This window comes from Mesorhizobium shangrilense (assembly GCF_040537815.1).
Lineage (GTDB): Bacteria > Pseudomonadota > Alphaproteobacteria > Rhizobiales > Rhizobiaceae > Mesorhizobium > Mesorhizobium shangrilense.
On sequence record NZ_JBEWSZ010000017.1, the window covers coordinates 1 to 26,099 of the forward strand.

At 58.6% G+C, this 26,099-nt stretch carries 17 protein-coding genes and 2 pseudogenes; 7 read left to right on the plus strand and 12 right to left on the minus strand.

Annotated elements, in window-relative coordinates:
* From bioB to ABVQ20_RS39360, 4 genes are all read right to left on the minus strand, one after another.
* On the minus strand, positions 1-656 hold a 656-nt coding region (bioB, locus tag ABVQ20_RS39345), incomplete at its 3' end, for a biotin synthase BioB (RefSeq protein WP_354465204.1).
* A gap of 355 nt (positions 657-1,011) precedes the next feature.
* The gene (gene scpA, locus ABVQ20_RS39350; RefSeq protein WP_354465173.1) at positions 1,012-3,153 is read right to left on the minus strand and encodes a methylmalonyl-CoA mutase; all 2,142 of its coding nucleotides are present in this window, start codon (positions 3,151-3,153) and stop codon (positions 1,012-1,014) included.
* A gap of 11 nt (positions 3,154-3,164) precedes the next feature.
* Entirely contained in the window at positions 3,165-5,168 is a 2,004-nt protein-coding gene (locus tag ABVQ20_RS39355; protein WP_354465174.1) for an acetyl-CoA carboxylase biotin carboxylase subunit, read from the minus strand.
* An 11-nt stretch (positions 5,169-5,179) separates the two neighbouring features.
* A complete protein-coding gene (locus ABVQ20_RS39360) occupies positions 5,180-6,712 on the minus strand; it encodes an acyl-CoA carboxylase subunit beta (protein ID WP_354465175.1) in 1,533 nt (510 codons plus the stop codon).
* A gap of 221 nt (positions 6,713-6,933) precedes the next feature.
* Here ABVQ20_RS39360 and ABVQ20_RS39365 point away from each other — a divergent pair, with 221 nt between their 5' ends.
* Together ABVQ20_RS39365 and ABVQ20_RS39370 are read left to right on the plus strand one after the other, a co-directional pair.
* Positions 6,934-8,346, plus strand: coding sequence for a helix-turn-helix domain-containing protein (locus ABVQ20_RS39365; RefSeq protein ID WP_354465176.1), 1,413 nt, complete (start codon positions 6,934-6,936; stop codon positions 8,344-8,346).
* A 410-nt stretch (positions 8,347-8,756) separates the two neighbouring features.
* Entirely contained in the window at positions 8,757-10,472 is a 1,716-nt protein-coding gene (locus ABVQ20_RS39370; RefSeq protein WP_354465177.1) for an ABC transporter ATP-binding protein, read from the plus strand.
* Between the two features lie 511 nt (positions 10,473-10,983).
* Here ABVQ20_RS39370 and ABVQ20_RS39375 read toward each other — a convergent pair.
* The 4 genes from ABVQ20_RS39375 to ABVQ20_RS39390 form a co-directional block, all read right to left on the minus strand.
* Positions 10,984-11,877: a LysR family transcriptional regulator gene (locus tag ABVQ20_RS39375; RefSeq protein ID WP_354465178.1), complete on the minus strand. Its 894-nt coding sequence runs from the start codon at positions 11,875-11,877 to the stop codon at positions 10,984-10,986.
* A 169-nt stretch (positions 11,878-12,046) separates the two neighbouring features.
* Positions 12,047-13,093 carry a GlxA family transcriptional regulator gene (locus ABVQ20_RS39380; RefSeq protein ID WP_354465179.1) on the minus strand — a complete coding sequence of 349 codons (1,047 nt, stop codon included), beginning with the start codon at positions 13,091-13,093 and terminating at the stop codon, positions 12,047-12,049.
* Entirely contained in the window at positions 13,093-14,202 is a 1,110-nt protein-coding gene (locus ABVQ20_RS39385; protein ID WP_354465180.1) for a mandelate racemase/muconate lactonizing enzyme family protein, read from the minus strand. The genes ABVQ20_RS39380 and ABVQ20_RS39385 overlap by 1 nt, the downstream gene beginning before the upstream one ends.
* An 8-nt stretch (positions 14,203-14,210) precedes the next feature.
* A complete protein-coding gene (locus tag ABVQ20_RS39390) occupies positions 14,211-15,764 on the minus strand; it encodes a trimethylamine methyltransferase family protein (protein WP_354465181.1) in 1,554 nt (517 codons plus the stop codon).
* Positions 15,765-15,921: 157 nt separating this feature from the next.
* Between ABVQ20_RS39390 and ABVQ20_RS39395 the strand changes: the two genes are divergently transcribed.
* Complete coding sequence (locus ABVQ20_RS39395) at positions 15,922-16,833, plus strand: LysR substrate-binding domain-containing protein (RefSeq protein WP_354465183.1); 912 nt, start codon at positions 15,922-15,924, stop codon at positions 16,831-16,833.
* Between the two features lie 3 nt (positions 16,834-16,836).
* On the opposite strand, the gene ABVQ20_RS39400 is transcribed toward ABVQ20_RS39395, so the two are convergent.
* Genes ABVQ20_RS39400 through ABVQ20_RS39410 form a run of 3 tightly spaced genes read right to left on the minus strand, consistent with a single transcriptional unit; the run spans position 16,837 to position 20,621 of the window.
* Positions 16,837-18,159, minus strand: a complete 1,323-nt coding sequence (locus tag ABVQ20_RS39400) for an NAD(P)/FAD-dependent oxidoreductase (RefSeq protein WP_354465184.1) — start codon at positions 18,157-18,159, stop codon at positions 16,837-16,839.
* A 13-nt stretch (positions 18,160-18,172) separates the two neighbouring features.
* A complete protein-coding gene (locus ABVQ20_RS39405; RefSeq protein WP_354465185.1) occupies positions 18,173-19,699 on the minus strand; it encodes an aldehyde dehydrogenase in 1,527 nt (508 codons plus the stop codon).
* On the minus strand, positions 19,677-20,621 hold the full coding sequence (locus tag ABVQ20_RS39410; RefSeq protein ID WP_354465187.1) for a dihydrodipicolinate synthase family protein: 945 nt from the start codon (positions 20,619-20,621) through the stop codon (positions 19,677-19,679). Before ABVQ20_RS39410 ends, ABVQ20_RS39405 begins: the two co-directional genes overlap by 23 nt.
* A 236-nt stretch (positions 20,622-20,857) precedes the next feature.
* Between ABVQ20_RS39410 and ABVQ20_RS39415 the strand changes: the two genes are divergently transcribed.
* From ABVQ20_RS39415 to ABVQ20_RS39430, 4 genes and pseudogenes are all read left to right on the plus strand, one after another.
* Positions 20,858-21,700: an enoyl-CoA hydratase/isomerase family protein gene (locus tag ABVQ20_RS39415; RefSeq protein ID WP_354465188.1), complete on the plus strand. Its 843-nt coding sequence runs from the start codon at positions 20,858-20,860 to the stop codon at positions 21,698-21,700.
* A 311-nt stretch (positions 21,701-22,011) separates the two neighbouring features.
* Positions 22,012-23,466, plus strand: a complete 1,455-nt coding sequence (gene betB / locus ABVQ20_RS39420; protein WP_354465190.1) for a betaine-aldehyde dehydrogenase — start codon at positions 22,012-22,014, stop codon at positions 23,464-23,466.
* A gap of 501 nt (positions 23,467-23,967) precedes the next feature.
* Positions 23,968-24,734, plus strand: a pseudogene (locus ABVQ20_RS39425) (SDR family NAD(P)-dependent oxidoreductase).
* Positions 24,735-24,743: 9 nt separating this feature from the next.
* Positions 24,744-25,508 carry an SDR family NAD(P)-dependent oxidoreductase gene (locus ABVQ20_RS39430; protein WP_354465191.1) on the plus strand — a complete coding sequence of 255 codons (765 nt, stop codon included), beginning with the start codon at positions 24,744-24,746 and terminating at the stop codon, positions 25,506-25,508.
* 283 nt (positions 25,509-25,791) lie between these two features.
* On the opposite strand, the pseudogene ABVQ20_RS39435 reads toward ABVQ20_RS39430, so the two are convergent.
* Positions 25,792-26,045, minus strand: a pseudogene (locus tag ABVQ20_RS39435) (transposase); the annotation flags it as partial.
* Between the last annotated feature and the right edge of the window lie 54 nt (positions 26,046-26,099).

Here is a 26,099-nt window from a genome sequence, read left to right on the forward strand (position 1 = left end):
AGCATGTTGATCGGAACGCTTTCCGGATGCTCCGGCAGGTTGGCCAAGGTGACCAGCATGTCGATCCGGTCCGCCGGCTCTTCGCCCATGCCGACAATGCCGCCGCAGCAGACCTTGATGCCGGATTGGCGTACATGCTCGAGCGTTTCCAGCCGGTCGGCAAAGCTCCGCGTGCTGATGATCTCACTGTAGTAGCGTTCCGACGTATCGATGTTGTGGTTGTAATAGTCGAGACCAGCCTGTTTCAGCCGGGCTGCCTGCTCAAGGTCGATCATGCCGAGGGTCATGCAGGTCTCCATGCCCAGCGCCTTGACGCCTTCGACCATCGCCACGACCGCATTCATGTCGCGCGCCTTGGGATTTCGCCAGGCCGCACCCATGCAATAGCGGGTGGCGCCGGCGTCACGCGCCTTGGTCGCTTCGGCAATGACGCGCCTGACCTCCATCAGTTTCGACGCCTTCAGGCCGGTTTCGTGATGCGCCGATTGACTGCAATAGCCGCAATCCTCCGGGCAGCCGCCTGTCTTGATGCTGAGAAGCCGGCTGAGCTGGACTTTGTTGGGATCGAAATTCTGGCGATGAATCGTTTGGGCTAGGAACAGCAGGTCGTTGAAGGGTGCCTCGGAGAGTGCGCGGGCTTCGGCCTGCGTCCACAAACCGCCCGCTCTTGCATATCCAACTTCCGGCGCTGGCGCCGATTCATCTACGTGCGAAACGAACGTCATGTTCTTCCTCATCCCCGGGTCGCCCCGCCGCCGTTTATAGCTCGCGGCCATCCTTTCAGCCCAAATCGAAATCGCGGGCCAATGTGTCGTCGCGCCATATGTCAGCCGGCCGATCGCAACGAGATTCGACGCTTGGACCGAAGCATTCAGTCCCATGTCCGGTCCCTGCGGCAATCTGAGGTCAGCCGCCTCGGCAATTTCGCGATATCGTTGCGGCTTGGCACGACATTTTTTCCGAGCATGGGCGCTCCGTCGAGCGCACCGAAACCTGGAAAGTTAAGACCGTTCATTGATTGCGGCGCTTACCTTCGATGAGATCGATAACCGCACGCGCGGCATCCACGACATGCGTTCCCGGGCCGAACACGGCGGCGACCCCATGGTCCATCAGGAACTGATAATCCTGGCGCGGCACCACGCCACCGCACACCACGAGGATGTTTTCGGCGCCTCTCGCCTTCAGTGCCTCGATCAGCTGCGGCAGAAGGGTTTTGTGTCCGGCCGCGAGCGAGGATGCGCCGACGACATGAACCTCAGAGGCCACGGCCATGCTTGCTGCTTCTTCCGGTGTTTGGAAAAGCGGACCGGCGACCACGTCGAAACCGAGATCGCCGAAGGCCGATGCGATCACTTTGGCGCCGCGGTCGTGGCCATCCTGACCGAGCTTGGCCACCATCAGCTTCGGGCGTCTGCCGAGCGAGACGGAAACGTCCTTGATGCGCGACGCCAGCGTTTGGTATTCCGGCTCATTCTGGAAGGCGGCTCCGTAGACCTCCGTAATCACCTCGGGAACGGCCGCGTGATCCCCGAAAGCGCGGCGCAAGACATCGGAAATCTCCCCCACCGTCGCGCGAGCGCGCGCAGCTTCAACCGCCGCTTCGAGAATGTTGCCCTTGCCGCTGGCCGCGGTCTCACCAAGCGCGGCAAGGGCTGCGTCGACGCGCTTGGGATCGCGCTGACGCTTTGTTCGTTCGATACGGCGAATCTGCGCCTCTCGCACCGCGGCATTGTCTATCTCAAGAACCTCGATCGGGGCCTCGTTCTCCAGCCGGTACGTGTTGACGCCGACGATCACCTCGTCACCGAGATCGATCGCCGCCTGGCGTTGGGTCGCCGCCGTCTCGATTAGGCGTTTTGGCAAACCGTCGATGACGGCCTTGGTCATGCCGCCGATGGCCTCGATTTCCTCGATGAGCGCCCACGCCTTGTCAGCAAGTTCGGCGGTCAGGCTTTCGACGTAATAGGAGCCGGCCAGCGGATCGACGACCTTGGTCACGCCGGTCTCGTGCTGGAGGATGAGTTGAGTGTTGCGCGCAATGCGCGCCGAAAACTCAGTCGGCAGTGCGATCGCCTCATCGAACGAGTTGGTGTGGAGTGACTGCGTGCCACCGAGAACCGCGGCGAGCGCCTCATAAGCGGTGCGCACGATGTTGTTGTAGGGGTCCTGCTCCTGCAGCGACACGCCCGATGTCTGGCAGTGCGTGCGCAGCATCAGCGATGAAGGCTTCTTCGGCTGGAACTCTTCCATGATACGCGACCACAGAAGTCGCGCCGCCCGCAGCTTGGCGGCTTCCATGAAGAAATTCATCCCAATCGCAAAGAAGAACGAGAGCCGTCCGGCAAAATCGTCGACGTCGAGGCCCTGCTTCAACGCCGCACGCACATATTCACGCCCGTCGGCCAGGGTGAAGGCGAGTTCCTGCACCAGCGTCGCGCCCGCCTCCTGCATATGATAGCCGGAGATGGAGATCGAGTTGAACTTCGGCATCTCCTTTGCAGTGTACTCGATGATGTCGGCGACGATCCGCATCGAGGGTTCGGGCGGGTAGATGTAGGTGTTGCGGACCATGAACTCCTTCAGGATGTCGTTCTGGATGGTCCCGGAAAGCTCGGCGTGCGAGCAGCCCTGCTCCTCGCCGGCGACGATGAAGCAGGCGAGGATCGGGATGACCGCGCCGTTCATGGTCATGGAGACGGAAATGTCCTTGAGCGATATGCACTCGAACAGGACCTTCATGTCCTCAACGGAATCGATGGCTACACCCGCCTTGCCGACATCGCCGACGACACGCGGGTGGTCGCTGTCATAGCCGCGATGCGTGGCGAGATCGAACGCAACTGACACGCCCTGCTGGCCCGCAGCAAGCGCCTTGCGGTAGAAGGCGTTCGACTCCTCCGCCGTCGAAAAGCCAGCATATTGCCGGATCGTCCACGGCCTGCCGGCATACATGGTCGCGCGGGGCCCGCGCAGGAACGGTTTTATCCCGGGCAGCGTGCCGAGGTGGCCGGCTGTATCCAGATCAGCCTCGGTGTAGAGCGCCTTGATCGCAATGCCTTCCGGCGTATTCCAGACCAAGGTGTCGGGCGACGCCTTGACTTCGTGCTCGGTGAGTTTTCGCCAGTCCTCGTAGGCTACGCGGTCGGCCATTTGTCCTACCCTTAGTTAAATTCCATGATCAGTTCATCGACGGCCATGTTCATGCCGGCAGTCCCGGCGATGTGCTTCACCGAGCCCTTGCGCTCGGCGCGCAGCACGTTCTCCATTTTCATCGCTTCCACCGTTGCAAGAATCTGGCCAGCCTCCACCGCATCGCCCTCGCCAACGGCAATCGCGGTGAGCACGCCAGGCATCGGGCAGAGCAGCAGCTTGGAGGTGTCCGGCGGCTGCTTCTTCGGCATCAACCGCGCGAGTTCGGCGATAGGTGGGCTGCGTACATGGGCAACAACATCCATTCCGCGCCAGCGCAGTCGGTAGCCGGTTCCTGACCGGGACGTTTTGATCGAGATGCTTTCGGCGCTGATTTGAAAGTGCGCGAGGGGCCGTCCCGGCAGCCAGTCGCTTGCAACGCTCAGGACCGAGCCGTCATCGAATGACACCGCGGTTCCGTTTTCGTGGTCGCACACGGCGACCGGAAAGGCATGGTTGCCAAGCGTGACGATCCAATCGCTGGAGACTTTGCGACGATGATTGTCCATCGCCCCGGAGATCAGGACATTGCGGTGCTGGAGTTTCCAGTTGATGTGTGCCGCGAGCGCCGCGAGCTTGCGCTCATCCGCATCGGTTGGGGACACACCTGCGAAGCCGTCCGGAAACTCCTCAGCGATAAAGGCTGTGGTCAGCCGCCCCTCGCGAAACCGGGGATAGTCCATGACAGCAGCGAGAAACGGCAGGTTATGGCCGATGCCTTCCACTTCGAAATTATCCAACGCCGCGCCCATGGCGTTGATTGCGCCCAGCCGGTCGGGCGCCCAGGCGCAGAGCTTGGCGATCATGGGATCATAGTGCATCGAGATTTCCGACCCCTCGACCACACCGGTATCGTTGCGGATGAGTGAGCCGTCCGCATCCGCACCTTCGGCCGGCGGCCGGTAGCGTGTCAGACGACCGATCGAGGGCAGGAAATTGCGATACGGGTCTTCGGCGTAGAGCCGGCTTTCGACCGCCCAGCCGTTCAGCCTCACATCCTCTTGGCCAAAGCGCAGCTTTTCGCCGGCGGCGATGCGGATCATTTCCTCGACCAGATCGATGCCGGTTACAAGTTCGGTGACCGGGTGCTCGACCTGAAGTCGCGTGTTCATTTCGAGGAAGTAGAAGTTGCGGTCGCGATCGACGATGAATTCAACGGTACCTGCCGAGTGGTAGCCGACCGCCTTGGCAAGAGCGACGGCCTGCTTCCCCATCGCATGCCGGGTTGCTTCGTCGATGAATGGTGATGGCGCTTCCTCGATGATCTTCTGGTTGCGGCGCTGGATCGAGCATTCCCGCTCACCGAGGTAGACGATATTGCCGTACTGATCGCCGAGCACCTGGATTTCAATGTGACGTGGCTCGGTAACGAATTTCTCGATGAAGATACGGTCGTCGCCAAAGGCGTTCTTCGCCTCGTTTCGCGAGGAGTGAAATCCTTCGCGCGCCCCGACCTCGTTCCAGGCAATGCGCATACCCTTGCCGCCCCCGCCGGCGGATGCCTTGATCATGACAGGAAAGCCGATCTCAGCGGCGATGCGCACCGCTTCCTCTGCATCCTCGATCAGAGCCATGTGGCCGGGCACAGTGGAGACGCCGGCGGATGCCGCGATCTTTTTCGACGTGATCTTGTCGCCCATCGCCTCGATGGCGACGGGGGAGGGCCCGATGAAAGCGATGCCCTTGGCTTTGAGCGCGTCGGCGAAATTCGAATTCTCAGACAGGAAACCGTAGCCCGGATGAACCGCATCAGCGCCCGTAGCGGCGATGGCATCGAGAATGTTTGCAATGCGAAGATAGGACTGGGCTGAGGCGGCGGGACCGATGTGGACCGCTTCATCGGCTTGCCGGACGTGCAAGGCGTCGCGGTCAGCGTCGGAATAGACGGCAACGGTGGCTATGCCAAGCCTGTGCGCCGTTTTGATCACCCGGCAGGCGATCTCGCCACGATTGGCAATCAGGATCTTCTTGAACATTTTTAGCGCACTCAAAGCGGAATGGTGTCGTGCTTCTTCCATCGCGTCTCGACGCTCTTGCCACGCAAAGTGGCAAAGGCACGCGCGATCCGCTTGCGTGAGGAATGTGGCATGATCACCTCGTCGATGAAGCCGCGCTCGGCGGCAATGAAGGGATTGGCGAAACGCTGCTCGTATTCCTTGGTACGAGCCGCCAGCCTCTCGGGATCGCCGAGTTCGGACCGATAGAGGATCTCGGTAGCGCCCTTTGCGCCCATCACCGCGATTTCGGCGGTCGGCCAGGCGTAGTTGATGTCCGCGCCGATATGTTTTGACGCCATCACGTCGTAGGCGCCGCCATAAGCCTTGCGCGTGATCAACGTGACCATCGGTACGGTCGCCTGGGAATAGGCAAACAGCAGCTTGGCGCCGTGCTTGATGACGCCGCCATATTCCTGGGCGGTGCCCGGCAGGAAACCTGGCACGTCGACGAGCGTTAGGATCGGGATGTCGAAGGCGTTGCAGAAGCGAACAAAACGCGCCGCCTTGCGGGAGGAATCAATGTCGAGGCATCCGGCCAGCATCATCGGCTGGTTGGCCACCAACCCCACGGTTCTGCCCTCGATGCGCAGAAAACCGGTGATGATGTTGCGAGCGAAGGCGACCTGAAGCTCGAAGAAGTCGCCTTCGTCGGCAATAGCAAGGATCAACTCTTTCATGTCGTAAGACCTATTGGCACTCTCCGGCACCAGTGTATCGAGGCGCAACTCGATCCGCTCGGGATCATCATAAAACGGCCGCACCGGCGGCTTTTCCCGATTGTTCAATGGCAGGAAGTCAAAGAGGCGCCGGACCTCTTCCAACGCCTCGATATCGTTTTCGAAAGCCCCGTCAGCAACAGACGACCTTTGCGTGTGAGTTGCCGCGCCGCCGAGTTCCTCCGCGGTCACGATCTCGTTCGTCACCGTCTTCACCACATCGGGGCCGGTCACAAACATGTAGGAGGAATCCCGAACCATGAAGATGAAGTCGGTCATGGCCGGGGAATAGACCGCGCCGCCGGCGCACGGGCCCATGATCACCGAAATCTGCGGAATGACGCCAGAAGCATCGACATTGCGCTTGAAGACATCGGCGTAGCCGGCAAGTGAGGCGACGCCCTCTTGGATGCGCGCGCCGCCGGAATCGTTGAGGCCGATCACCGGCGCCCCATTGCGCAACGCCATGTCCATGATTTTGCAGATCTTCTGAGCGTGCGTCTCGGACAGCGATCCGCCAAGCACCGTGAAGTCCTGAGAGAAGACGTAAACGAGCCGGCCGTTGATCGTACCCCAGCCTGTGACCACGCCATCCCCGGCAACTTTCTGGGCGTCCATGCCGAAGTCTGTTGCACGATGGGTGACATACATGTCGTATTCTTCGAAGGAGCCTTCATCGAGAAGCACCACGAGGCGCTCTCGGGCGGTCAGCTTGCCTTTCGCGTGCTGGGCATCGACACGCTTCTGCCCTCCGCCCATGCGGGCCTGCGCACGACGGACCTCGAGTTGTTCGAGAACGGCTCGCATCAGCGTCCCGCCCTTGGTGCGACCAGGGTCCAAGCCGTCGGCAAAAGCGTCGCGGCAAGCCGGCCTTGCATTGAACTCGGTCTTGCTTCGCTGGGCAATCGCATGAGCACCTCCCGCAGAAATGAGCTTCTCATTAGTTGGCCGGCAATGAACGGAAAAGGATTGACCGGGCGCGAATGCCAAATGTATGAAGTTGCAAATAGCAAACTGCGAACTTGCAAATGGCGTATTCTAAGCTTTTCATTGGGCGCCGCGTGCGCGAACTACGGGAGGCCAGCAAGGCCACCCAGGCGGTATTCGCCGAGCGCCTAGGGATTTCGACCAGCTATCTGAACCAGATCGAAAACAACCAGCGACCGGTCTCAGCCGCAGTGCTTCTTGCGCTGGCCGAGAAATTCAACGTCGATATCGCTTCGATCGGCGGCAGTGACGCCGACCGGCTGCTCTCTGCACTGAGCGAGACACTTGCTGACCCCGTGTTCGGCGGCGTTTCAGCCGGATTTCAGGAACTCAAGCTCGTTGCCCAAAACGCACCGTCTTTCGCTCATGCGCTGATCACCTGTCATCAGGCTTATCGCAGAAATAGCGAGCAGCTTGCCAGCTTCGACGACCAGCTTATCCGGACCAATGCTTTTGCCGAGCCGTCCCCCTACGAGGAAGTGCGGGACTTCTTTCATTTTGTTGACAACTACATCGATGAGCTTGACCGGGCGGCCGAGCATCTGGCGAAAGGATTAGGCGTATCGGATCGAGATGTCGGTACGGCGTTGGCAGATCACCTGGAAAAGCATCATCACGTTCGCATTGCGCGTGCCGGAAACGGCGAGCGGGTAATCAGGCGCTTCGACGCGTCAGCGCGCGTGCTGTACCTGAACTCATACTCACCTGCGCCGACGCGCAGTTTTCAGATGGCATTCCAGATCGGCGCCTTGGAGCAACGGGCAGAAATCGATGCGATCATTGAGCGAGCGCGCTTCCGTACTGTCGAAGCGGCAGAGATAGGCAGGATCGGGCTGCAGAACTATTTTGCCTGTGCGCTGATGTTGCCGTACCAGTCCTTTCTGCTCACAGCGAAGGAGTTGCGACATGACCTTCATCTTCTCGCGGTGCGCTTCGGCGCCAGCCTCGAGCAGGTGGCTCATCGCCTCTCGACTTTGCAAAGATCTGGGTTGAAAGGCGTTGCGGTCTTCTTCGCGCGTATCGATCGCGCGGGCAACATTACGAAGCGCCATAGCGCATCGAAGTTGCAGTTTGCGCGCTACGGTGCAGCTTGCCCTTTGTGGAACGCTCATCAGGCATTCGAAACCCCAGGCCGCATGCATTGCCAGCTGGCCGAGACGCCAGACGGCGTGCGTTATCTCAGTATCGCCACAGAAATCACTAAAGCAGACGGTGGATTTGGCTCTCCTCATCGACGCTACGCGATCGCGCTCGGATGCGAGATCTCCGATGCGGGCGATTTCGTCTACGCAGACCGGCTGGATTTTGGCAACAGCTCAGCGTTCGAGCCCATCGGCGTTTCATGCCGCATTTGTGCGCGCCTGGATTGCATTCAACGCGCCATCCCGCCGCTCAAGAGCACGATTACAGTCGATCACAACCGACGCAGCGAACTGCCATACACGCTTTGCTGATTGAGAGTGAGGTGGCCGGAAGGTGCCATCTGCTGCCATTTCCACGTGCTTGCGACAGATCTCGGCTCCTTCGACCTACATCACTCGATTCTGGGCTTGTAACGGGCGTTCTCGAACCGCCCGATCTGGCCTTTGACCAAAGAGCATGTGGGCGGGAAGGCGTGCCCCGTAGGTCCAATCGCTCTATCCGACGGATACGGCAAAGATGTACCGTACACCAAGTCACAATGGTGGCTGGACGGCGCTCGACGAGACGTCGGGCTTGTTGGTCATGGTGCAAAATCGGTTAGCCGGGAAGTTTGATGCGATTATGCAATGGAATGTCGCACCCAGTGCGGTGTCGGGCTTCTTGAACCGACCAAAATCAAAAAACGGCCGGCGACGGGCATCAACAGAGCGGACCCCTGCAAATGTCAAATGATCTCTCATTGCCGGACAAGCCGGGTGAAGTGACGCTCTCCACGGTCGTGCAAGCCAGTCCACCGGGGAAGCCCGACACGTTGCTCAACATACGCAACCTTCGGATTGAGGCGACGGTCTACCCACCGGGCGAGAGCCCAAAGAACGTAGTTCTCGTCCACGACGTTTCGCTGACGCTGAAACGGGGCAGGGTTTTGGGTCTGATTGGCGAATCGGGCGCCGGCAAGTCCACCATAGGTCTGGCCAGCATGGGTTATGGTCGCGGCGGGGTCAAAATAACTGGCGGCGAGGTCATCCTTAACGGCCGTGACATTCTGAAGGTCGGCGCAAAGGGCATGCGCAAACTCCGGGGCCGCGAGGTCTGCTATGTTGCGCAGTCGGCCGCCGCCGCATTCAACCCAGCCCACCGGCTGATGGACCAGGTGGTGGAGGCGGCACTTCTACATGGCATGGCAACGCGGACAGAAGCTGAGAAGCGGGCGATTGCTCTATTTATGAAGCTTGGCCTTCCTGACCCCGAAAACATCGGCAAACGTTTCCCCCATCAGGTTTCGGGCGGTCAGTTGCAGCGCGTCATGACGGCCATGGCGCTCTGCTCGGAGCCTGACCTCATTGTCTTCGACGAGCCAACCACAGCGCTCGACGTCACTACACAAATTGACGTGCTGGCCGCGATCCGGGACGCCATCCGTGACACCGGGGTCGCGGCACTTTACATCACCCACGACTTGGCGGTGGTGGCGCAGGTCGCGGACGAGATCATGGTGCTGCGCAACGGCAAGCTCGTAGAGCGGGGAATGACGCAGCAGATCATCAACCAGCCGCACGAGCAATACACGCGAGCCCTCGTTTCAGTGCATCACATCGATCACGAGCAGAAGGACTGCGGCACGGCGCCTGTGCTGTCAGTCAAAGGCCTGACAGCAGGTTACGGCGACGGAGCAATCAAGGTCTTACGCGATGTTTCCCTGGACCTTCATACTGGACAGACGCTCGCCGTGGTCGGCGAATCGGGCTCGGGTAAATCGACGCTGGCGCGGGTGATCACTGGGTTGCTGCCGCCTTTGGCAGGCAGCATCCAGTTCGACGGGCGCGACCTTCCCCGTCGGTTGGCCGAGCGATCGAAGGATGACCTTCAGCAACTTCAGATGATCTATCAAATGGCGGACACCGCGATGAATCCGCGCCAGAGCGTGGCGACGATCATCGGGCGGCCGCTCGAATTCTATTTCGGTATCAACGGTGCGGGGCGCGACCATCGCGTGGCCGAACTGCTTGACAAGATCGAAATGGGCAAGAGCCTGGCGAACCGGTATCCGGCAGAGCTGTCGGGCGGACAAAAGCAGCGCGTTTGCATCGCGCGGGCGCTTGCGGCAAAGCCGAAGCTGATCATCTGCGACGAGGTGACTTCGGCTCTCGACCCATTGGTTGCCAACGGAATCTTGAAGCTCTTGCTGCACTTGCAGAAGGAGGAGGGGGTAGCCTATCTCTTAATTACCCACGATCTCGCAACGGTGAAATCGATCGCCGATTCGATCTCGGTGATGTATCGCGGGCAAGTGGTCCGCTACGGGGCAAAAACCCAGGTTCTTAGCCCACCTTTCGATCCTTATACTGAACTTCTGCTGTCTTCCGTTCCTGAGATGGAGGTCGGCTGGCTAGATAAGGCCATCGGCTCCCGGCGGATGAAGAGCGCCGGGAATTAACAGGGCGGCGGCGCCTGAACAGAGCATACGACTGTTGTCGCCTATTGACCTGCGAGGAGCGGGTTCAGAAAACAGAAATGTCTTCGCGGCGCGTCGAGGAACTTGGCGGAAGGCGGCGTTCCAATATTCCAATAAACACGTGGTCCACTATGAGGGCGCGCAATCGGCGGCGCTGGTATGATTTACCCCCTTAGGCGTGTTGAGACCCGGCGTCGAGGGCGGTTTGAGCTGAGCGTTGTTGAACGGCACGGAACGCTGCCACGCTACTGGATCACAATACAGGCAAACGAGATCATATCAAGGCGATAGCCTCGTGCTTGTAACTGCAACCTTCCAGGAAGCGGTTGGGGAGCGAACTCAAATCCACATCGTCCCGTCATGCACTTTGCTCCGCTTCTGGCCCCTATGCCTTCTTTGAAGGCAGGAAGACCGCACTAGCGCCGGAGGGATAGCTGACGATTTGAAATGATGTCCGTGAGAGTCGGCTTGCCATCAACGAAGAACGGCACGGCTATTTCGCCGGTCTTCGCGGTCGGGTTGCGACGCGGGCACCGGTCGTGAATGCCTCACGGAGGGCATCAGCTACAGCATTGACGGCTTCTTCGGCCACATCTCCACACAGATGCATTGCGAGATTGGACGAATCGTTGCCGACAAAACCGTCGACCAGGGTTAGCTCGCGACAATCGCCAGGAATGTTGTTGCGCGGCAGCGGGGCAATAGCCAGTCCCGAGGCCACCGCGAATTGCAAGCCGGCACTACTGTCGCTTCTGTAAGCAACGCGGTAGGCTCGCCCGTGGGTTTGTAACGCTCGGTGAGCGAATTCGGAGCACCAGCCGCAGCTCTCATAGAGTGCTACCGGAATGGGTGACTGTCTATGCAGATCGTGCCTGTCAGATGTCACCCACACGATGGGGTCAAACATCAATACCTCTCCGTGTGTCCTCGTTTCCCATTCGAACGCCACTGCCAGGTCCAAATCGCCCCGTTCAAGTGCCTCTTTCAGCGCGCTAGATTTGCCGTTTCGGATTGTGATCTCAACGTTAGGGTGTGTGTTGGCAAAAGTGCGGAGTGTGCCAGACAGAATGGTGGTCCCATATTCCTCGGGAATCCCTATGCGGACGTGTCCGCCTAATGGCTTAACGGCGAAAGATGCTTCCGTCTTCTGAAGGAGATCAACAACTCGCCGTGCGCCCTTAAGAAGTTCGCTTCCCAGGCACGTCAAGGTTACGCCGCGGGAACCGCGTACGAACAATGGAGTGCCAGCGAGTTCTTCCAGTCGCTTCACCCGTATGCTGACGGCCGACTGTGTTCGACCCAGAGCAGCCGCGGCGCGGGTGAAGTTCTCAAAGTCAGCTACAGCGACAAAGGTGCGCAGCAGATCGTCGTCAAGCCGAATGGCCACGATGCGAGGATTTCCTTTAGATTTTTCGGGAGGTTCATCTGCGGTCTTTTAAGAGTATACGGGATCGTGCGAAAAGGCCCGTCCCAAGAAGGGCCGAGACCTGCAGGGTAGGGTTGTCGCCGTGGAGTGACACGGATCCACAGGGAAATGCGAACGGAGACTCGGCCATTTAGCCTAGACCCGGTCCTACCCAAGCTGGCACCTCCATGCGGCATTGCTGGGGAGTTTTGCCATGGATGACCTTGAAACACTTCGAGAAATGCGATGACGAAATGAAGCCGCACGCAATGGCAACGTCGATTAATGGCATCCGTGTGCCCTCGATTAACCTCTTGGCGTGATCGAGTCTCATTTTCAGATAATGCTTGGCTGGCGAGACGCCAACGTGTGTGAGAAAAAGTCGTTCGAGTTGACGCCTTGAGAGACCGGCGCGCTTTGCCACCACATCCATCGAGAGCGGGTTATCAAGGTTTGCTTCCATGGTCTGAACGGCGGCAACAAGCTTTTCGCTGACGTTGGCGTACGAAAGCCCGGATGGGGCGGTCTGGCGGTTTGAGCCGGAGCGCTGTCCGTCGACAATTGCATGTCGGCAGACTTCTTGCGCGATAGTTACGCCGGCTTGGCTGGCAATAAGGTCCACAGCCAGGTCGAAAGCAGCCAGTTCACCGGCACAGGTGGAATATTGTCCATCTTTTACAAAGAGTGTTTCTCTTATGCGCGGCTTGCGGAACACCTCTGAGAAAGCAGCAAGTCTCGACCAATGGATTGTGCAAGGCGTGTCGGCCAGTAGGCCAGTTTCGGCCAGAAGCCACGTCGCAGTGCCCAGTGCCGATATGAAAATGCCCCGCCTTGCCATGCGTCGTAGGAACGCGTGCAACTGGGGCGTATGCTGCTGATCAACCTGCTCGCCCGCGATGATTACGAGTTGGTTGAGGTGCGCATTGGTAGCGCTCAAGGTTTCAGTGGTGACGTCGACAGAAATTGCAATGTTGTTCGCACCATAAACGGCCTTGTTGTCTAGCCCTGCAATCTGCCAGCGAAACAAAGATGCCTTCGCTAACGCATTCGCTATCCGAAACGGCTCGAGGTAAGCGTGAAGCGCAAGGTGCGAGAATCCTGGCAGTACTAGAACGGCGATATTCAGCGGTTGATCGAGCGACAGATCATTCGGCCGCTCTGTAGGATTCACCGCCTGGATTGTAGCCGGAGCGTTCATCAGCGTCCGTATGTTGCAATCGGTACACCCAACGTCTTCGCCTCGGGCTGAACACCGAGCCCGGGCCGCTGGGGCACGGCAATATGCCCATCTCTTATCACTATTGAGTTCTCGGGGTCATAGTGCCCGTCGATGTACTCCTGGGCAATCCATGCGCCTTCAAACCGCCGTGGCTCGACTGTCGAGGCGAGATGGACGCAAGCTGCTGCAATAACATCGCCGCCCCACGCGTCATCGCAGGTGTGCGGAAGAGATCGGATCGCACACATGTCTCGCACAGTGGTCATCTTCGTGAGGCCGCCAAGACGCGTGACCTTCAACCCAAACCCATCAGCGATGCCCGAGGAAATCGCTCGAAGGACAGCGTTCAAATCTTCAGTGTTTTCATCGAGATATACAGGATGCGTGAGCCTTCCTTTGAGACTGGCGACCTCTTCCATTGTGTTGCACGGCTGTTCGAACGCGAAGGGAATGGACTGGCAAAGTCGATCGAGGTGGATAGCGGCGGCTACGGTCAGGCCGCGGTTGCCGTCGACCGCAATTCTCGCTTTGTAGCCAACGGCCTCCCAAACCTTATGGATCGTTGCGACATCCTGTTCGAGATCCCGCCCGCCAATCTTAATCTGCAGGCGCGGATATCCTGATTTGACCTTGTCGGCAGCTATGCGAGCGGTTTCTTCAGGAGAGCCAACGATGGTCGAATAGTATGACGGTACCCGGTCGGTAAGAGCGCCGCCGAGCAGAGTCGACACGGGTACCCCGAGACGCTGGCCGAGCAGATCCAGCAATGCAATGTCAAAGGCAGCCTTGGCATAGCCGTGACCGTTCAGCCGTTCGTCCATTGCCTTGGCGAGCAGTCGGATCGAGGACACCTCTTGGCCAATCAGACCGGGTGCGATCTCTTCGATTGCCGCGCGCGCGCCAAGTGCGTGGTGGGGTTGATAGACCGGACCGACGGGGCAGGTCTCTCCCCACCCTTTAGAGCCGTCGTCGGTAACGATCTCAACGAGTGTGCTGTCAAGTTGCTGGACGGTGTCGCTTGCCATCCGGTAGCTGCCGCCCTTCACCGGAAGCAGGCATTTGTAGACGTTGATTGTCTCTATTCGCATCGGTGGCCTCAATATTCGTCATTTAGCGCGTCGACGGCTGGAATCTCGCGCGAGCGGCGATCGATGTATTCTCGCAGTTCTTCATCCTTAGCCTGGTCCAGCTTGGGTTCCTGATATTCTCCCAAAAGATGTCTGGCGTGTTCGAGGGCGCGCTGCTTTATATCCTTCGAGCCATCGGCTTTCCACTGCTCAATCGAATTGTTATCGAAGAGCTTTGGCATGAAAAATGCGCGTTCAAAGTTGGCCTGGGTGTGCGGATGGCCGAGGTAGTGGCCGCCAGGGCCAACGTCACGAATCGCTGCCAGAGCTTCGTCGAAATCATCCCACTGGATGCCCTTGGTCATGCGGTAGCCCATATCACAGACCTCCGCGTCGACCACGAATTTCGCGATTGAGCAGTGCATACCGGCTTCGTTCCAGCCTGCCGAGTGCCAGATATAGTTTGCCCCCGACATTAGCACCGCCATCATGGTCATGGCGCTTTCGTAGCCCGACTGAGCGTCGAAGATTTTGGCGCCACCAAGCAAGTTAGAGGTGCGCCACGGCACGTTATAACGTCGCGCCATTTGGCCGATCATGAAGTTCATCAACGATATCTCGGGCGTTCCAGCCATTGGGGCACCGGACTGCATCGAGACCGTCGACAGGTAATGCCCGTAGATGGCCGGGCAGCCTTTTCGGATCACCTGGGTATAGGCGAGTGCCGAAAGCGCCTCGGCATTGAGCTGCGCCACTGCCGCGGCAGTCGAGGCCGGGGTATTCGCTCCGCCGAGAACGAAGGGCGAGCACAGCACCGGCTGATTGCGCCGGCAAAACGCACGCATGGCGCCGAGCATAACTTGGTCCCACACGAGCGGCGAATTGCCATTGCAATTGCCAGTCGTGACCGCATGGGTCTCGAGGAATCCCTCCCCGAAGAGGACTTCGCACATGTCGAGCACGTCCTCGGCATTCTTGGGCGAGGTGGTCATGCCCATGAAGATCTTGTCGGAATGCTTCATCGACGAATAGGTGATGTGCAGATGCCGATGCGCGACGACGATGTCCATCGGCTCGACAATGTGGTGCGCCGATGAATGCAGCGCCGGCATCATGTGCGCCAGCTTGTGGAAGGTCCCAAGGTCCGCGATCGTCGGGCCGCGCCTCACGTCATCCAGGTCGCGCATGTAGGGCGCGCCGGTCATCGGCACGAAGATCGACTTGCCGCCTCCGAGTTCGACATTCTTCGAGGGGTCCCGTGCGAAATATTCGATCTTGGGGGGAATTGTCTTGATGAGCTCCATAACCAGGCCGCGGTCGAGATGAACACGGTCATTAGCACGGACATCTGCTCCGGCTCTCTTCCAGTCCTCGATCGCGATCGGATCGCGGAAAACGACCCCCACTTCTTCAAGGATCGCAAGAGAGGCCTCGTGGATGCGCTCTACCTGCTCTGCATCCATCGGCTCCACAACCGGCAAGCCGCGTTTTAGCGTTGGCAGCATTTCGAAATTGGGCGCGGTTCTAATCGTTCGCCGCGCGTCCCGCCCGCCTCTTCGCGAAGCCCTTGCTTCAGCAGTCATGCTGGTCTCCAAAAACGAAAGAAAAGCAGGGCATTGAGAGAGCGCCCTCAGCGCGACTATTGCTTAATGCGAGCGATTTGACCTAATGCAAAAGTCTCACCCCGGTGTTGACTAAAGAGCTGTCCGGATGGCGGGCGGTCACTTAGGGTGCTGTCTTATGGTTCGTCGCTATTATGATCTCCCGTCCCTGACCACTCTTGCAGTGTTCGAGGCGTCGGCAAGGCATCTCTCGTTCAAGCTCGCGGCCTCCGAGCTTAATGTCACGCCGGGGGCTGTCAGCCGGCAGATCAAAGCCATCGAGGACGAGATTGGCGTTCCTCTCTTCGTACGGCTTGGAACCGGGGTCATGCTCACCAGTGCTGGCGAGGATCTCTACGCCGTCCTGGCCAGCGGCTTTTCTAGGGCGTCCGAGGTTGTCAGAAGCATCAAACGCGGTGATCGCTCCAAGAACGTAACGATCGCCTGTTCAGATGGCATCGCATCGATGTGGCTGATACCGCGTATGCCGGAATTCTGGAACCGGTATCCCGAAATCGCGGTCGACCACCTAATCTCCGACAATTCGCGCGACTACAGGCGCGCCGAGGTCGAGTTGCGAATCCGCTACGGATTCGGTTCATGGCCGGACGAAAGCACCGAACTGCTATTTGGCGACACAATCTATCCGGTTTGCGGGCCCGGCTTCGCGCAGGAGCACCGGGATGCCACAGCTGAATCGCTGCCCGAGCTTCCCCTCCTGCACGTCAACTGGGTAGATCCGGATTGGACTGGGTGGGACGAGGTATTCCGACGCGCCGCGATTCGTCACGGAACGCCTCGTGGCCGCAGATTTGGCAAATTTTCCGTGACGCTGCAGGCCGCTCAAGCCGACCAAGGCGTTGCCGTAGGTTGGCACCGTCTGGTGCTACCGCTGATAAAAGACGGAAAATTGGTCAGGATCACCGACCTCGAACTGCCTGCTCCGGGGGGTTATTATCTCAGCTGGAATGACAACCGGACGCTGTCCCCTGCTGCCGAGCTCTTGCGAAAATGGTTGAGAGAGATCGCGGTCCAAGAGCGAGAAACTTGATTGCTAGAGCTCGCGCCCCGCACGCCTTTGCATGTTCCAAAGTCGCAAGGGCGCTCCGATTGCCATAAATGGCTGGGGATATAGCTTACTTGGTGTCGGTTCTTGCAAGGCGTCGGCTACCATCGGTTCTCCTGTGCCGACCGCCAAATCTGCGACCAGCATTCCGTAGAGCGTACCCTTGACTGTACCGAGTCCATTGCAGCATCCAGCCGCGTAGACTCGATCCTCAATCTCGCCAAACGCAGGCGCCGAGTTGAGCGACAGGCATAGGTGACCGCCCCAGCGATATTCCATTTCGACGCCGTTCAGCATTGGGAAGCGCGCCTTGAACGAGCGATCGTGCCTGTGCCCGATCCTTTGCATCTGACCGTTGCTCGTCGTCATCGATGGGTTGTAGGTAAACGTGTTGCGGACAACAATGCGATCGCCCACCCGCCTGATTGTCGACCCCATCGGGTCGGCCGGAATGAGTCCCCATTCCATCTCGCCGCCAAGTGTCCGCTTTTCTTGGTCCGAAAGCGTGCGTGTCATGCTGGCGTATGTGAATACATGCAGCAGCCGTTGCTTGAAAAACCCAAAGCTCTCCAAATGTCCGTTGACCGTGAGGATCATTCGCGGCGCGACGACCTCGCCCTCCGCCGTCTGGATGGAATGCTCCTTCCCGGTTCGAATTCCGGTCACGGGCGATTTTTCGAAAATCTTGACGCGCCCGGCAAGTCCGGCGGCCAATCCCCGAACGAACCCGGCCGGTTGGGCCATCACCGTACCCGGCGTGAATGTTCCACCGATGAAGAAATCAGTTCCGGTAATGCGCTTCATGTCAGCTGCATCGAGACTTCTGAAATCCTCCGCAAGCCCAACAAGATGGCCTTCGAATTCGCGGAGTGAGCGAAGGCCATGATCTGTCGCCGCCCCGTGAAGCTTGCCAGCTCTTACGAAATAGGGTTGCAGTCCAAATTCCTCGGCAGCCGCGCCAGAGAATTCTATCGCAGCGCGGTTCATCCGAATTTGTTGCAGATCGTGTTCTCGACGACCGCCATAGTTTTTGCCACCCAACTCGTGTGGCAGGTCAATCATGAATCCGGAATTTCGTCCCGCCGCACCCCAGCCGATACGCTGGGCGTCGACCACAACAATACGATCGTTCGGTAATAATTGTGAAAGGCGCCGCGCGGCCGCGAGGCCAGCGAAGCCGCCCCCGACAATGACCCAGTCGGCCTCGTGGCGGCCGCGCAGCACCTCAGGCGCCTTGGGAGGCGGCAAAAGAGCGTACCATCCCGATACGGGCAGGTCCGCAGGCGTGCGGACAGCCTTATGTACGCTCATCAGAAATCCCCCGTTAGTCTACGGCGCGCGCGATCTTGGGATCGGAGATGTCTGCCCAGATTGTCTTAAGTTCTGTATACTGGTCGTGGGCATGCAAAGATTTGTCACGACCACCGAAGCCAGAGAGCTTAAACCCGCCGAAAGGCGTCGTGATGTCTCCTTCGCCGTAGCAATTGATGGTCACCGTCCCGGCGCGGATGTCGCGCGCGATGCGATGCGCCTTGCCGAGATTAGCGGTGAAGATCGAGGCTGCGAGCCCGTATGGCGTATCGTTGGCGACCCGAACCGCCTCGTCGGCGTTGGCGACCTTGATGACCGACAGCACCGGACCGAAAATTTCTTCCCGGGCAATCGTCATGCTGGATGTGACATCGTCGAACACCGTCGGCTCGATAAAATAGCCTTTGCCGTGCTTATGGGCGTTGCCACCGGTCACGATCCTGGCGCCTTCCGCCCGTCCCTTCTTGATGTAGCCCATGATCCGGTCGAACTGTTCCTTCGACACGATAGCGCCGAGTCGGTTACCCGGGTCGAGGGGCTCCCCTAAAGGCCATTCCTTCAGCTTGTGCACCACCGCCTCAACCAAGCGGTCCTTGATCTTTTCATGCACGATCAGGCGGGAATTGGACGAGCAGTTCTCGCCCATGTTCCAGAAGACGGCCTGGGTGACATGCTGCGCGACCACATCCAGGTTTTCGGCGTCGTCGAGCACGATACATGGGTTCTTGCCACCGCATTCGAGCACGATGCGCTTGAGGTTGGACTTGGCTGAATATTCCAGGAATTTTCGGCCGATATCGGTGGACCCGGTGAACGCCACCATGTCGATATCGGGATGCATGCCGAGCGCCTTGCCGGTGATTTCGCCGGGACCGGTGACGATCTGCAGGACACCTGGCGGTAGTCCAGCCTCATGCGCCAACTCGGCAACCCTCAGCGTCGACATGTTGGTTTGCTCGGCCGGCTTGACGATGACCGAATTGCCGGTCGCGAGCGCCGGACCGATCTTCCAGGCCAGCATCAGGATTGGAAAATTCCAGGGCAGGACGCAGGCGACCACGCCTAATGGCTGGCGCACGATCAGCGACACGACGTCATCGCCCGAAGGCGATGTTTGGCCGTAAAGCTTGTCGGTAGCTTCCGCGTGCCATTCCAGGCAATGCAATGCTTCGGGGATATCGATCGTTTCGACATCGTAGATCGGCTTGCCGCTTTCCAGCGTCTCAAGAACCGCTAGCTCATGGGCGTTGCGCTTCATCAGCTTCACGAGGCGGCGCAACACGCGCTTTCGTTCGCTCGGATGCGCGCGCGACCAAGCGCCGGTTTCAAACACTAGCCTCGCCTTCTCGACAGCAAGATCGACGTCGGCCTCGCCACAGGAAGCGATCCTGGCGATGATCTGCCCCGACGCGGGATTGATCGTCTCGAAAGTGTCCCCGGATTGTGCCGCCCGCGCCTTGCCGTCGATCACAGCGTTGGTAGGCAGAGGCAGGCTGTCTACTAGGTTCTGGTACTCATCACGCGTTAATAGCGACGACATTTTCGGATGACCTCTTTTGGGATTTTGCGGTGATTGACGCGATGACGGCTTTAAGCGTGCGGATCGTCGTCTCGAGTTCCCGCTTCTGTTCGTCGTCGAGCGCACGCATCGGACGACGCACGGGCCCAGCCGGTAACCCAGCCAGTTCGCAGCCGAACTTGATGCTCTGCACGAACTTGCCGCCATGCTCGAGAACCCTCATCAACGGCAGCAGCGCCGACATGATCTGGCGGCCCTTGGTGAAGTCCTTCTCGACGACACAAGCTTCATAGAGAGCGAGGTGCTCCGTGGGCAGGCAATTGCCGGCACCGCAAACCCAGCCCTTTGCGCCCCAGGCGAAGAACTCGAGCGCCTGGTCATCCATGCCGCAGAACAGATCTATGTGCGGATAGTCACGCGCCAGGGCGTGCAGCTGATTCATGCTGCCGCTGGACTCCTTGATGGCGCAGAAATTGGTGCTGCGCCCAACCCGGTCCAGGAATTCGAGATCCATCATCGTGCCGGTGCGGCCCGGATAGTTGTAGAGCATCACCGGCAGATCGACGGCCTTGTCGATCGCAAGAGCGTGGTTCGCGAGTTCGAGCTGAGTGGGCACAGCATAGTACGGCGATCCAATCAGAATGCCGTCGTACTTGAGGTCCTTAGCGACCAACGCATATTCGACACAGTCCTCCGTGCGGATCGCGCCGACGCCGGCGATCAGTGGCACCTTCCCCTTGACAACGGTTTTGGCAAGCTTCAGCAGGCCGATGCGTTCATCCCGTGATTGGGCGTAGTATTCGCCGGTCGTGCCACCGATGATGATGCCATGCACGCCCGACGACATCAGATGCTCGACCATGACGCAGAAGCCGTCGCGGTCGATCGATCCGTCCGCATGAAACGGCGTGGTCACGGGCGGAATAATGCCTTTGAACGACATCTGCCTGGCTCCAAATTCAGCTTAGATGCGGCTTTTATAGGCGAGAAGTGAACGGCAGACAGCCGAAACAAAGTCACTAGGCAGGTTACTTTTTTGCGCAGTTCGCATGCCGAAACTCGTGCTATCGCTGGTTTAAGTTCAGCCCGCTGCAATTATGCTCGGGCATGACCGTTTCACTGCGGCAGAGCTGCGAGCTGAAAACAAGATACCCAACCAAACTCCAAGGGGAGAAACTGATGGACCACATCACGCCTGAGACGACTGAATACCAGAATCTCTTGTATGAAGTGGATGCGGAGCGCGTCTGCTGGTTGACGCTCAACCGGCCGGAAAAAGCTAACGCTATGAGTGAGCGGCTGATCGCTGAGCTAAAGGCGGGTCTGCTTCGCGCCGATAGGGATGATGGCGTCAACGTGATAGTGATCCGTGGCGCTGGCCGTGGTTTTTGTGCCGGCCATGACCTTGAAGAGGATGCCACTGATGACAGGTCATCGATCTACGATTATCGCCTCAAATACATCAAGCAGTTCGAAGATTTCACGACTCCGTGGATCGTCACTAAGCCGGTTATCGCTTCGGTGCACAAATACGCCATCGGCAAAGGCTTCGAACTTTCGCTCTTCTGTGACGTGTCTATTGTCACTTCGGACACAATGTTGGGCTATAGCGAGGTGCGCTACGGCCTGACGGCCCATTGCATGTTCATGCCCTGGCTTGTTAACATGAAAACGGCGAAGGAGCTTCTGCTTACGGGCCGGGAGGTTTCGGCCGCCGAAGCTAAAGAGATGGGGCTCGTCACACAGGTAGTGGCCCCCGAGGAATTGGAAGAGGTCACTCGACGGAAGGCTACGCTCATGGCTCGAATCCCGCGGGACATGCAGCGGATTCACAAATCCTATTTGAACAAGGTCTATGAGCTGCAGGGTCTCAGGACGGCTACCGACTATTATCTTGAATTGGTCCCAATTATGAGTGTGCAGCCGGTGCCTGAATACGCCGAGCTGACGAAAGACACGATCGAGAAAGGCCTAAAGGTGGCTTTGAGCAACGCAAGATCGCGTTACGAAGGCCTCGAGTGATATAGTCAACGCTGTCGTGAGCTGCTCTCGGCGCCAGTCGGGGGCAGTTGATTTATGTAACGCCACGTACCAAAGAACGGAATTCGGGCAGTAAGCCCTCCGTGGTGGATCCATCAACGATACAAATCGAGCCTGGGTGAGTTCTATCAGTGAGATCTGATGCTCGTCGCTGCAAGGTATGCTGAACATCTCAGCGTCCCGGGACATATTTTCGAGCTACCCCGGCATTGAGAAGGTGCCGGCGCGGAGCCGCGCAGTGCTGAGATCAAAAAAGCCCGCCGGCTGCTGGATGATTGCTAAGGAGGATTGCAGTGAAGTTTCAACCCGTCGCCAGTCATTTCATCAACGGCTTATATACAGAGGATGCGACCGGCACAGCGATAGATGTTATCTACCCGGCAACCGGTGAGGTGATTGCGCAACTGCATTCCGCAACGCCACGAATTGTGGAGCAAGCTCTGTCGTCCGCGAAGGTGGCTCAGAAACAATGGGCGGCTATGAGTGGGGTAGAACGCGGGCGAATTCTGCGCCGGGCCGCAGATATCATCCGCATACGCAACTACGACCTGTCGGTGCTCGAAACCCACGACACGGGTAAACCGATCCAGGAAACCACGGTAGCTGACGCCAGTGCCGGAGCGGATTTGTTGGAATACTTTGGTGGATTGGCTGGCACTCTCACGGGCGAACATATTCCGCTCCCAAACGGAGACTTTGCCTACACAGTCCGCGAGCCGCTCGGCGTTTGCGTGGGTATTGGTGCGTGGAACTACCCGACCCAGATAGCATGCGCCAAAGCCGCGCCAGCGCTTGCCTGTGGCAATGCCATGATATTCAAACCGTCGGAGACAACGCCACTTTCTGCTCTCAAACTGGCTGAGATATTCCGCGAGGCTGGAGTTCCGAATGGTGTGTTCAATGTTGTCCAGGGCTACGGTGACGTCGGCGCAGCACTCGTGGCCGACGACCGTGTTGCGAAGGTGTCCCTGACGGGCTCTCTCTCTACCGGCCGCAAGGTCTATGCCGCTGCGGCTGGGGGAATGAAGCATGTCACAATGGAACTTGGTGGCAAGTCGCCTTTGATTGTCTTTGATGATGCAGATCTCGACAGCGCAGTGAGCGGCGCCATTATCGGAAACTTCTATTCCTCGGGACAAATCTGCTCCAATGGCACCCGTGTGTTTGTGCAGAAAGGAATCAAGTCGGCATTTCTCGAGCGGCTTTTGGCAAGAGTAGCGAACGCAAAAGTCGGCGACCCCATGGACCCAGAGGTGAATTTTGGACCGATGATCAGCGAACGCCAGATGAAGATCGTCAAATCCTACATCGCTAAGGGACGCGAAGAAGGTGCGCGGCTTGTCTGCGGCGGAAGACAGTTGGATAGACCAGGATTCTACCTCGAACCCACGGTTTTCGCTGAAGTAACCGACGGGATGTCTATAGCTCGCGAGGAGATATTTGGTCCTGTGATGTCGGTGCTGGATTTCGACACCGAAGAAGAGGTCGTAACACGCGCTAACGCCACCGAGTTTGGCCTGGCTGCTGGGGTGTTCACCAAGGAACTCACGCGCGCCCATCGTGTGGCAAAGGGATTCGAGGCGGGCACCTGTTATGTCAACACCTATAATCTCGCGCCGGCTGAAGCGCCATTCGGCGGCTCAAAACTTTCCGGCGTCGGCCGCGAGAATTCCAAGCTCGCGATAAATCATTTCAGCGAAATGAAGACGGTGTACATCTCGATGAACGTTCTCCAAGCGCCCTACTAGCAGAACTTGGCCGCGCCAAGACGGTTATGATCCATTGAGCCGGTTTCGTCGGTCCTTCAAAAACCATCACCGCTATGTCGCGGCCCCCGCCGTGGCGTTGGCGTCACTTGAGGCAGGACAGGATAGTCCGTGAACGGAGACCGATGAGAATGGCTAGGTGGTTGACTGCGTAGCATCATGTGCGAAGTCCAGGCTTCAGGCCAAGACCTTATAAGCTCATGGGTCGGCAATAAATTGCCCAATTTACGACTTGCACAAGCACGCTGTGCTATCGATGGATAGTTATTCGGAAGAGCGACGGGGCCGCAGTCTCATTAGCGGCGTTCTCGCATAGTAACACGTAATCACCCGTTAAAGACGGATGGATTGAGCGATGGTGCTGATGGAAGATGCAGCACGCAACTCAACACGGGAGTGAGACTTTTGCAGGACAAGTCCACTGGCCATCAGCGACCATTTAGCGAATATGGATCGAACTTCCTCAAAATAATGGCTTGAGCTATGACGGAAATTGAGAAGAAGACAATAGTAATAACAGGCGCTGCCGGAGGCATCGGACAAGCAATTTCCAGACAGTTTGTCGCGAACGGCTATCGTGTCGTGGCGGGTGACGCCGACCAGGCTGGCCTTGGCAGGCTTGAGGCAGAACTCAATCGAGACGGACAAAACGTCTGGAGCAAGGCTGGTGACCTCAGGAACAAGGCCTACTGCGAGGAGCTAATCGAGTACTCCATCCAATCCACCGGGCGTCTGGACGCACTTGTGAACAACGCCGGCATTATCACCGCGGCAACATTCTCGAGACGACCGACGATGATTGGGAGCGGACGTTCGACATCAATCTGACATCGATCTTCTACACTTGCCGCAAAGCCATCGGGCACATGAAGGGCCATGGGGGCGGAGCGATCGTCAATATCTCGTCCTGCTGGGGTCTTTATCCTGGTCCTGGGCACGCAGCCTATTGCACCAGCAAAGCCGCGGTAGCCTCTTTCTCGAAATGCCTCGGCCGCGATCACGCGCCTGATGGGATACGCGTCAACGCCGTCTGCCCGAACGAGGTCAACACACCGATGATCCGCACAGGCTTCGAGCGACGCGGTTTCAACCCGGACACAGCTATTGCAGAGCTCAACAAGACGGTTCCGCTCGGTCGTATTGCTGAGCCTGAAGACATCGCCGACGTTGTATTTTTTCTGTGCTCTGACGCGGCGCGCTACATTGCCGGCACCGCCGTCGAAGTGAACGGCGCGAAGCCGGTCTACTGAGGAAATTCCATGACTGAGAGATTGGCAGGCAAGGTTGCAATTATCACCGGCGGTGGACGCGGTATCGGCGCCGGCATCACCCAGCGCTTTGCGGAGGAGGGGGCGAAGATCGCTATTGTGCAGAGAAACGTGCCACCTGAGAATTTGGTCAACGAGCGCGTCATCTACGTGAAGGCGGACCTTGCGAACTCTGTGCACATCGCCTCGGCTGTGCAAACTGTCGTCGAGCGGTTTGGAGGCTTGGACATCCTCGTCAACAACGCCGGGGTCATGTTCGAGAAGACGGTCGACGAAATGACCGAGGCGGACTGGGACCAGATGATGGACATCAACCTGAAGGCACCCTTCCTACTGACCAAGGCGGCAATGCCGCATCTTCGGCAACGGGGCAGGGCAAGCATCGTCAATATCGGCTCTATCGAAGGGCTGGGGTCCAATCCAGGCCATCCTGCCTATTCTGCCTCGAAAGCGGGCCTTCACGGCTTCACGGCGGCTGTCGCCGTGGACCACGGCCACGAGGGCATCCGCTGCAACGCCATTGCGCCGGGATGGATCAATTCTGATCTGAGTGAAGTGTATATCGATAGCTTGGGGGACAGCGCCCGCGTCCGCAGGGAGCTGCTTGCGATGCATCCGGTCGGGCGCTTGGGCGAACCGAAGGACGTTGGAAACCTTGCAGTCTGGCTCGCCTCGGAAGAGAGCGCCTTTGTAACCGGTCAGGTCTACGTGATCGACGGCGGACGCACCAAAAAGCTACCACTCCCGATTGCTTGAAAATGGGAAGTTCTAGCAATTCTTCGCCAGACTCAAAGCATCGGTTGTGATCGGCCTTGCTGCTACACCAAATGAGATCCTCCTTCAGCCCATCCATCGGGACACAGGTGGTAGCGCACAGTCGGGCTGCCGCCTAGCAGGCGCGCTGAAACCGGTCGACTTGGCGCTTCCACTTCAAGTGATGAACCAACCGAACGTTTCTTTCGATTTTGCATGGGGATGATGGACCCCGCGCGGTAGTGGGATCTGGCTGTGGTCACAAACCACCTAGGGCACGTCCTGTTTAATCCGGTTCATATCCTGCGGCTTTGAAGTAGTTGGCGCATTCGGCTGGGGTGAAGAGGTCGATGACCGCGCCGACGGCGTCCCACAGAGCCTTGATGGTTCTCTCGGCCTTTGCTCGCAGCAGCGCCTTGAGTTTGGCGAAGACTTTCTCAATTGATTGAAGTCGGGACTGTAGGGCGGCAGGTAGAGCAGGCTCGCGCCTGCGGCCTCTATCGCGTCGCGCACGCCGGCGGCCTTGTGGCCGGGCAGGTTGATGGGGTCGTCTAATCGCGGTGGCAGAGTCAAGCACCTTTGTGAGACGCGTAT

What these genes read in the sequence shown, in the direction of transcription:
- scpA (WP_354465173.1), bottom strand. Translation starts at nt 3,153, where the DNA reads ATGGCCGACCGCGTAGCCTACGAGGACTGGCGAAAACTCACCGAGCAC.
- ABVQ20_RS39355 (WP_354465174.1), bottom strand. Translation starts at nt 5,168, where the DNA reads ATGTTCAAGAAGATCCTGATTGCCAATCGTGGCGAGATCGCCTGCCGG.
- ABVQ20_RS39360 (WP_354465175.1), bottom strand. Translation starts at nt 6,712, where the DNA reads ATGCGAGCCGTTCTCGAACAACTCGAGGTCCGTCGTGCGCAGGCCCGC.
- ABVQ20_RS39365 (WP_354465176.1), top strand. Translation starts at nt 6,934, where the DNA reads ATGGCGTATTCTAAGCTTTTCATTGGGCGCCGCGTGCGCGAACTACGG.
- ABVQ20_RS39370 (WP_354465177.1), top strand. Translation starts at nt 8,757, where the DNA reads ATGTCAAATGATCTCTCATTGCCGGACAAGCCGGGTGAAGTGACGCTC.
- ABVQ20_RS39380 (WP_354465179.1), bottom strand. Translation starts at nt 13,093, where the DNA reads ATGAACGCTCCGGCTACAATCCAGGCGGTGAATCCTACAGAGCGGCCG.
- ABVQ20_RS39385 (WP_354465180.1), bottom strand. Translation starts at nt 14,202, where the DNA reads ATGCGAATAGAGACAATCAACGTCTACAAATGCCTGCTTCCGGTGAAG.
- ABVQ20_RS39390 (WP_354465181.1), bottom strand. Translation starts at nt 15,764, where the DNA reads ATGACTGCTGAAGCAAGGGCTTCGCGAAGAGGCGGGCGGGACGCGCGG.
- ABVQ20_RS39395 (WP_354465183.1), top strand. Translation starts at nt 15,922, where the DNA reads ATGGTTCGTCGCTATTATGATCTCCCGTCCCTGACCACTCTTGCAGTG.
- ABVQ20_RS39400 (WP_354465184.1), bottom strand. Translation starts at nt 18,159, where the DNA reads ATGAGCGTACATAAGGCTGTCCGCACGCCTGCGGACCTGCCCGTATCG.
- ABVQ20_RS39405 (WP_354465185.1), bottom strand. Translation starts at nt 19,699, where the DNA reads ATGTCGTCGCTATTAACGCGTGATGAGTACCAGAACCTAGTAGACAGC.
- ABVQ20_RS39410 (WP_354465187.1), bottom strand. Translation starts at nt 20,621, where the DNA reads ATGTCGTTCAAAGGCATTATTCCGCCCGTGACCACGCCGTTTCATGCG.
- ABVQ20_RS39415 (WP_354465188.1), top strand. Translation starts at nt 20,858, where the DNA reads ATGGACCACATCACGCCTGAGACGACTGAATACCAGAATCTCTTGTAT.
- ABVQ20_RS39430 (WP_354465191.1), top strand. Translation starts at nt 24,744, where the DNA reads ATGACTGAGAGATTGGCAGGCAAGGTTGCAATTATCACCGGCGGTGGA.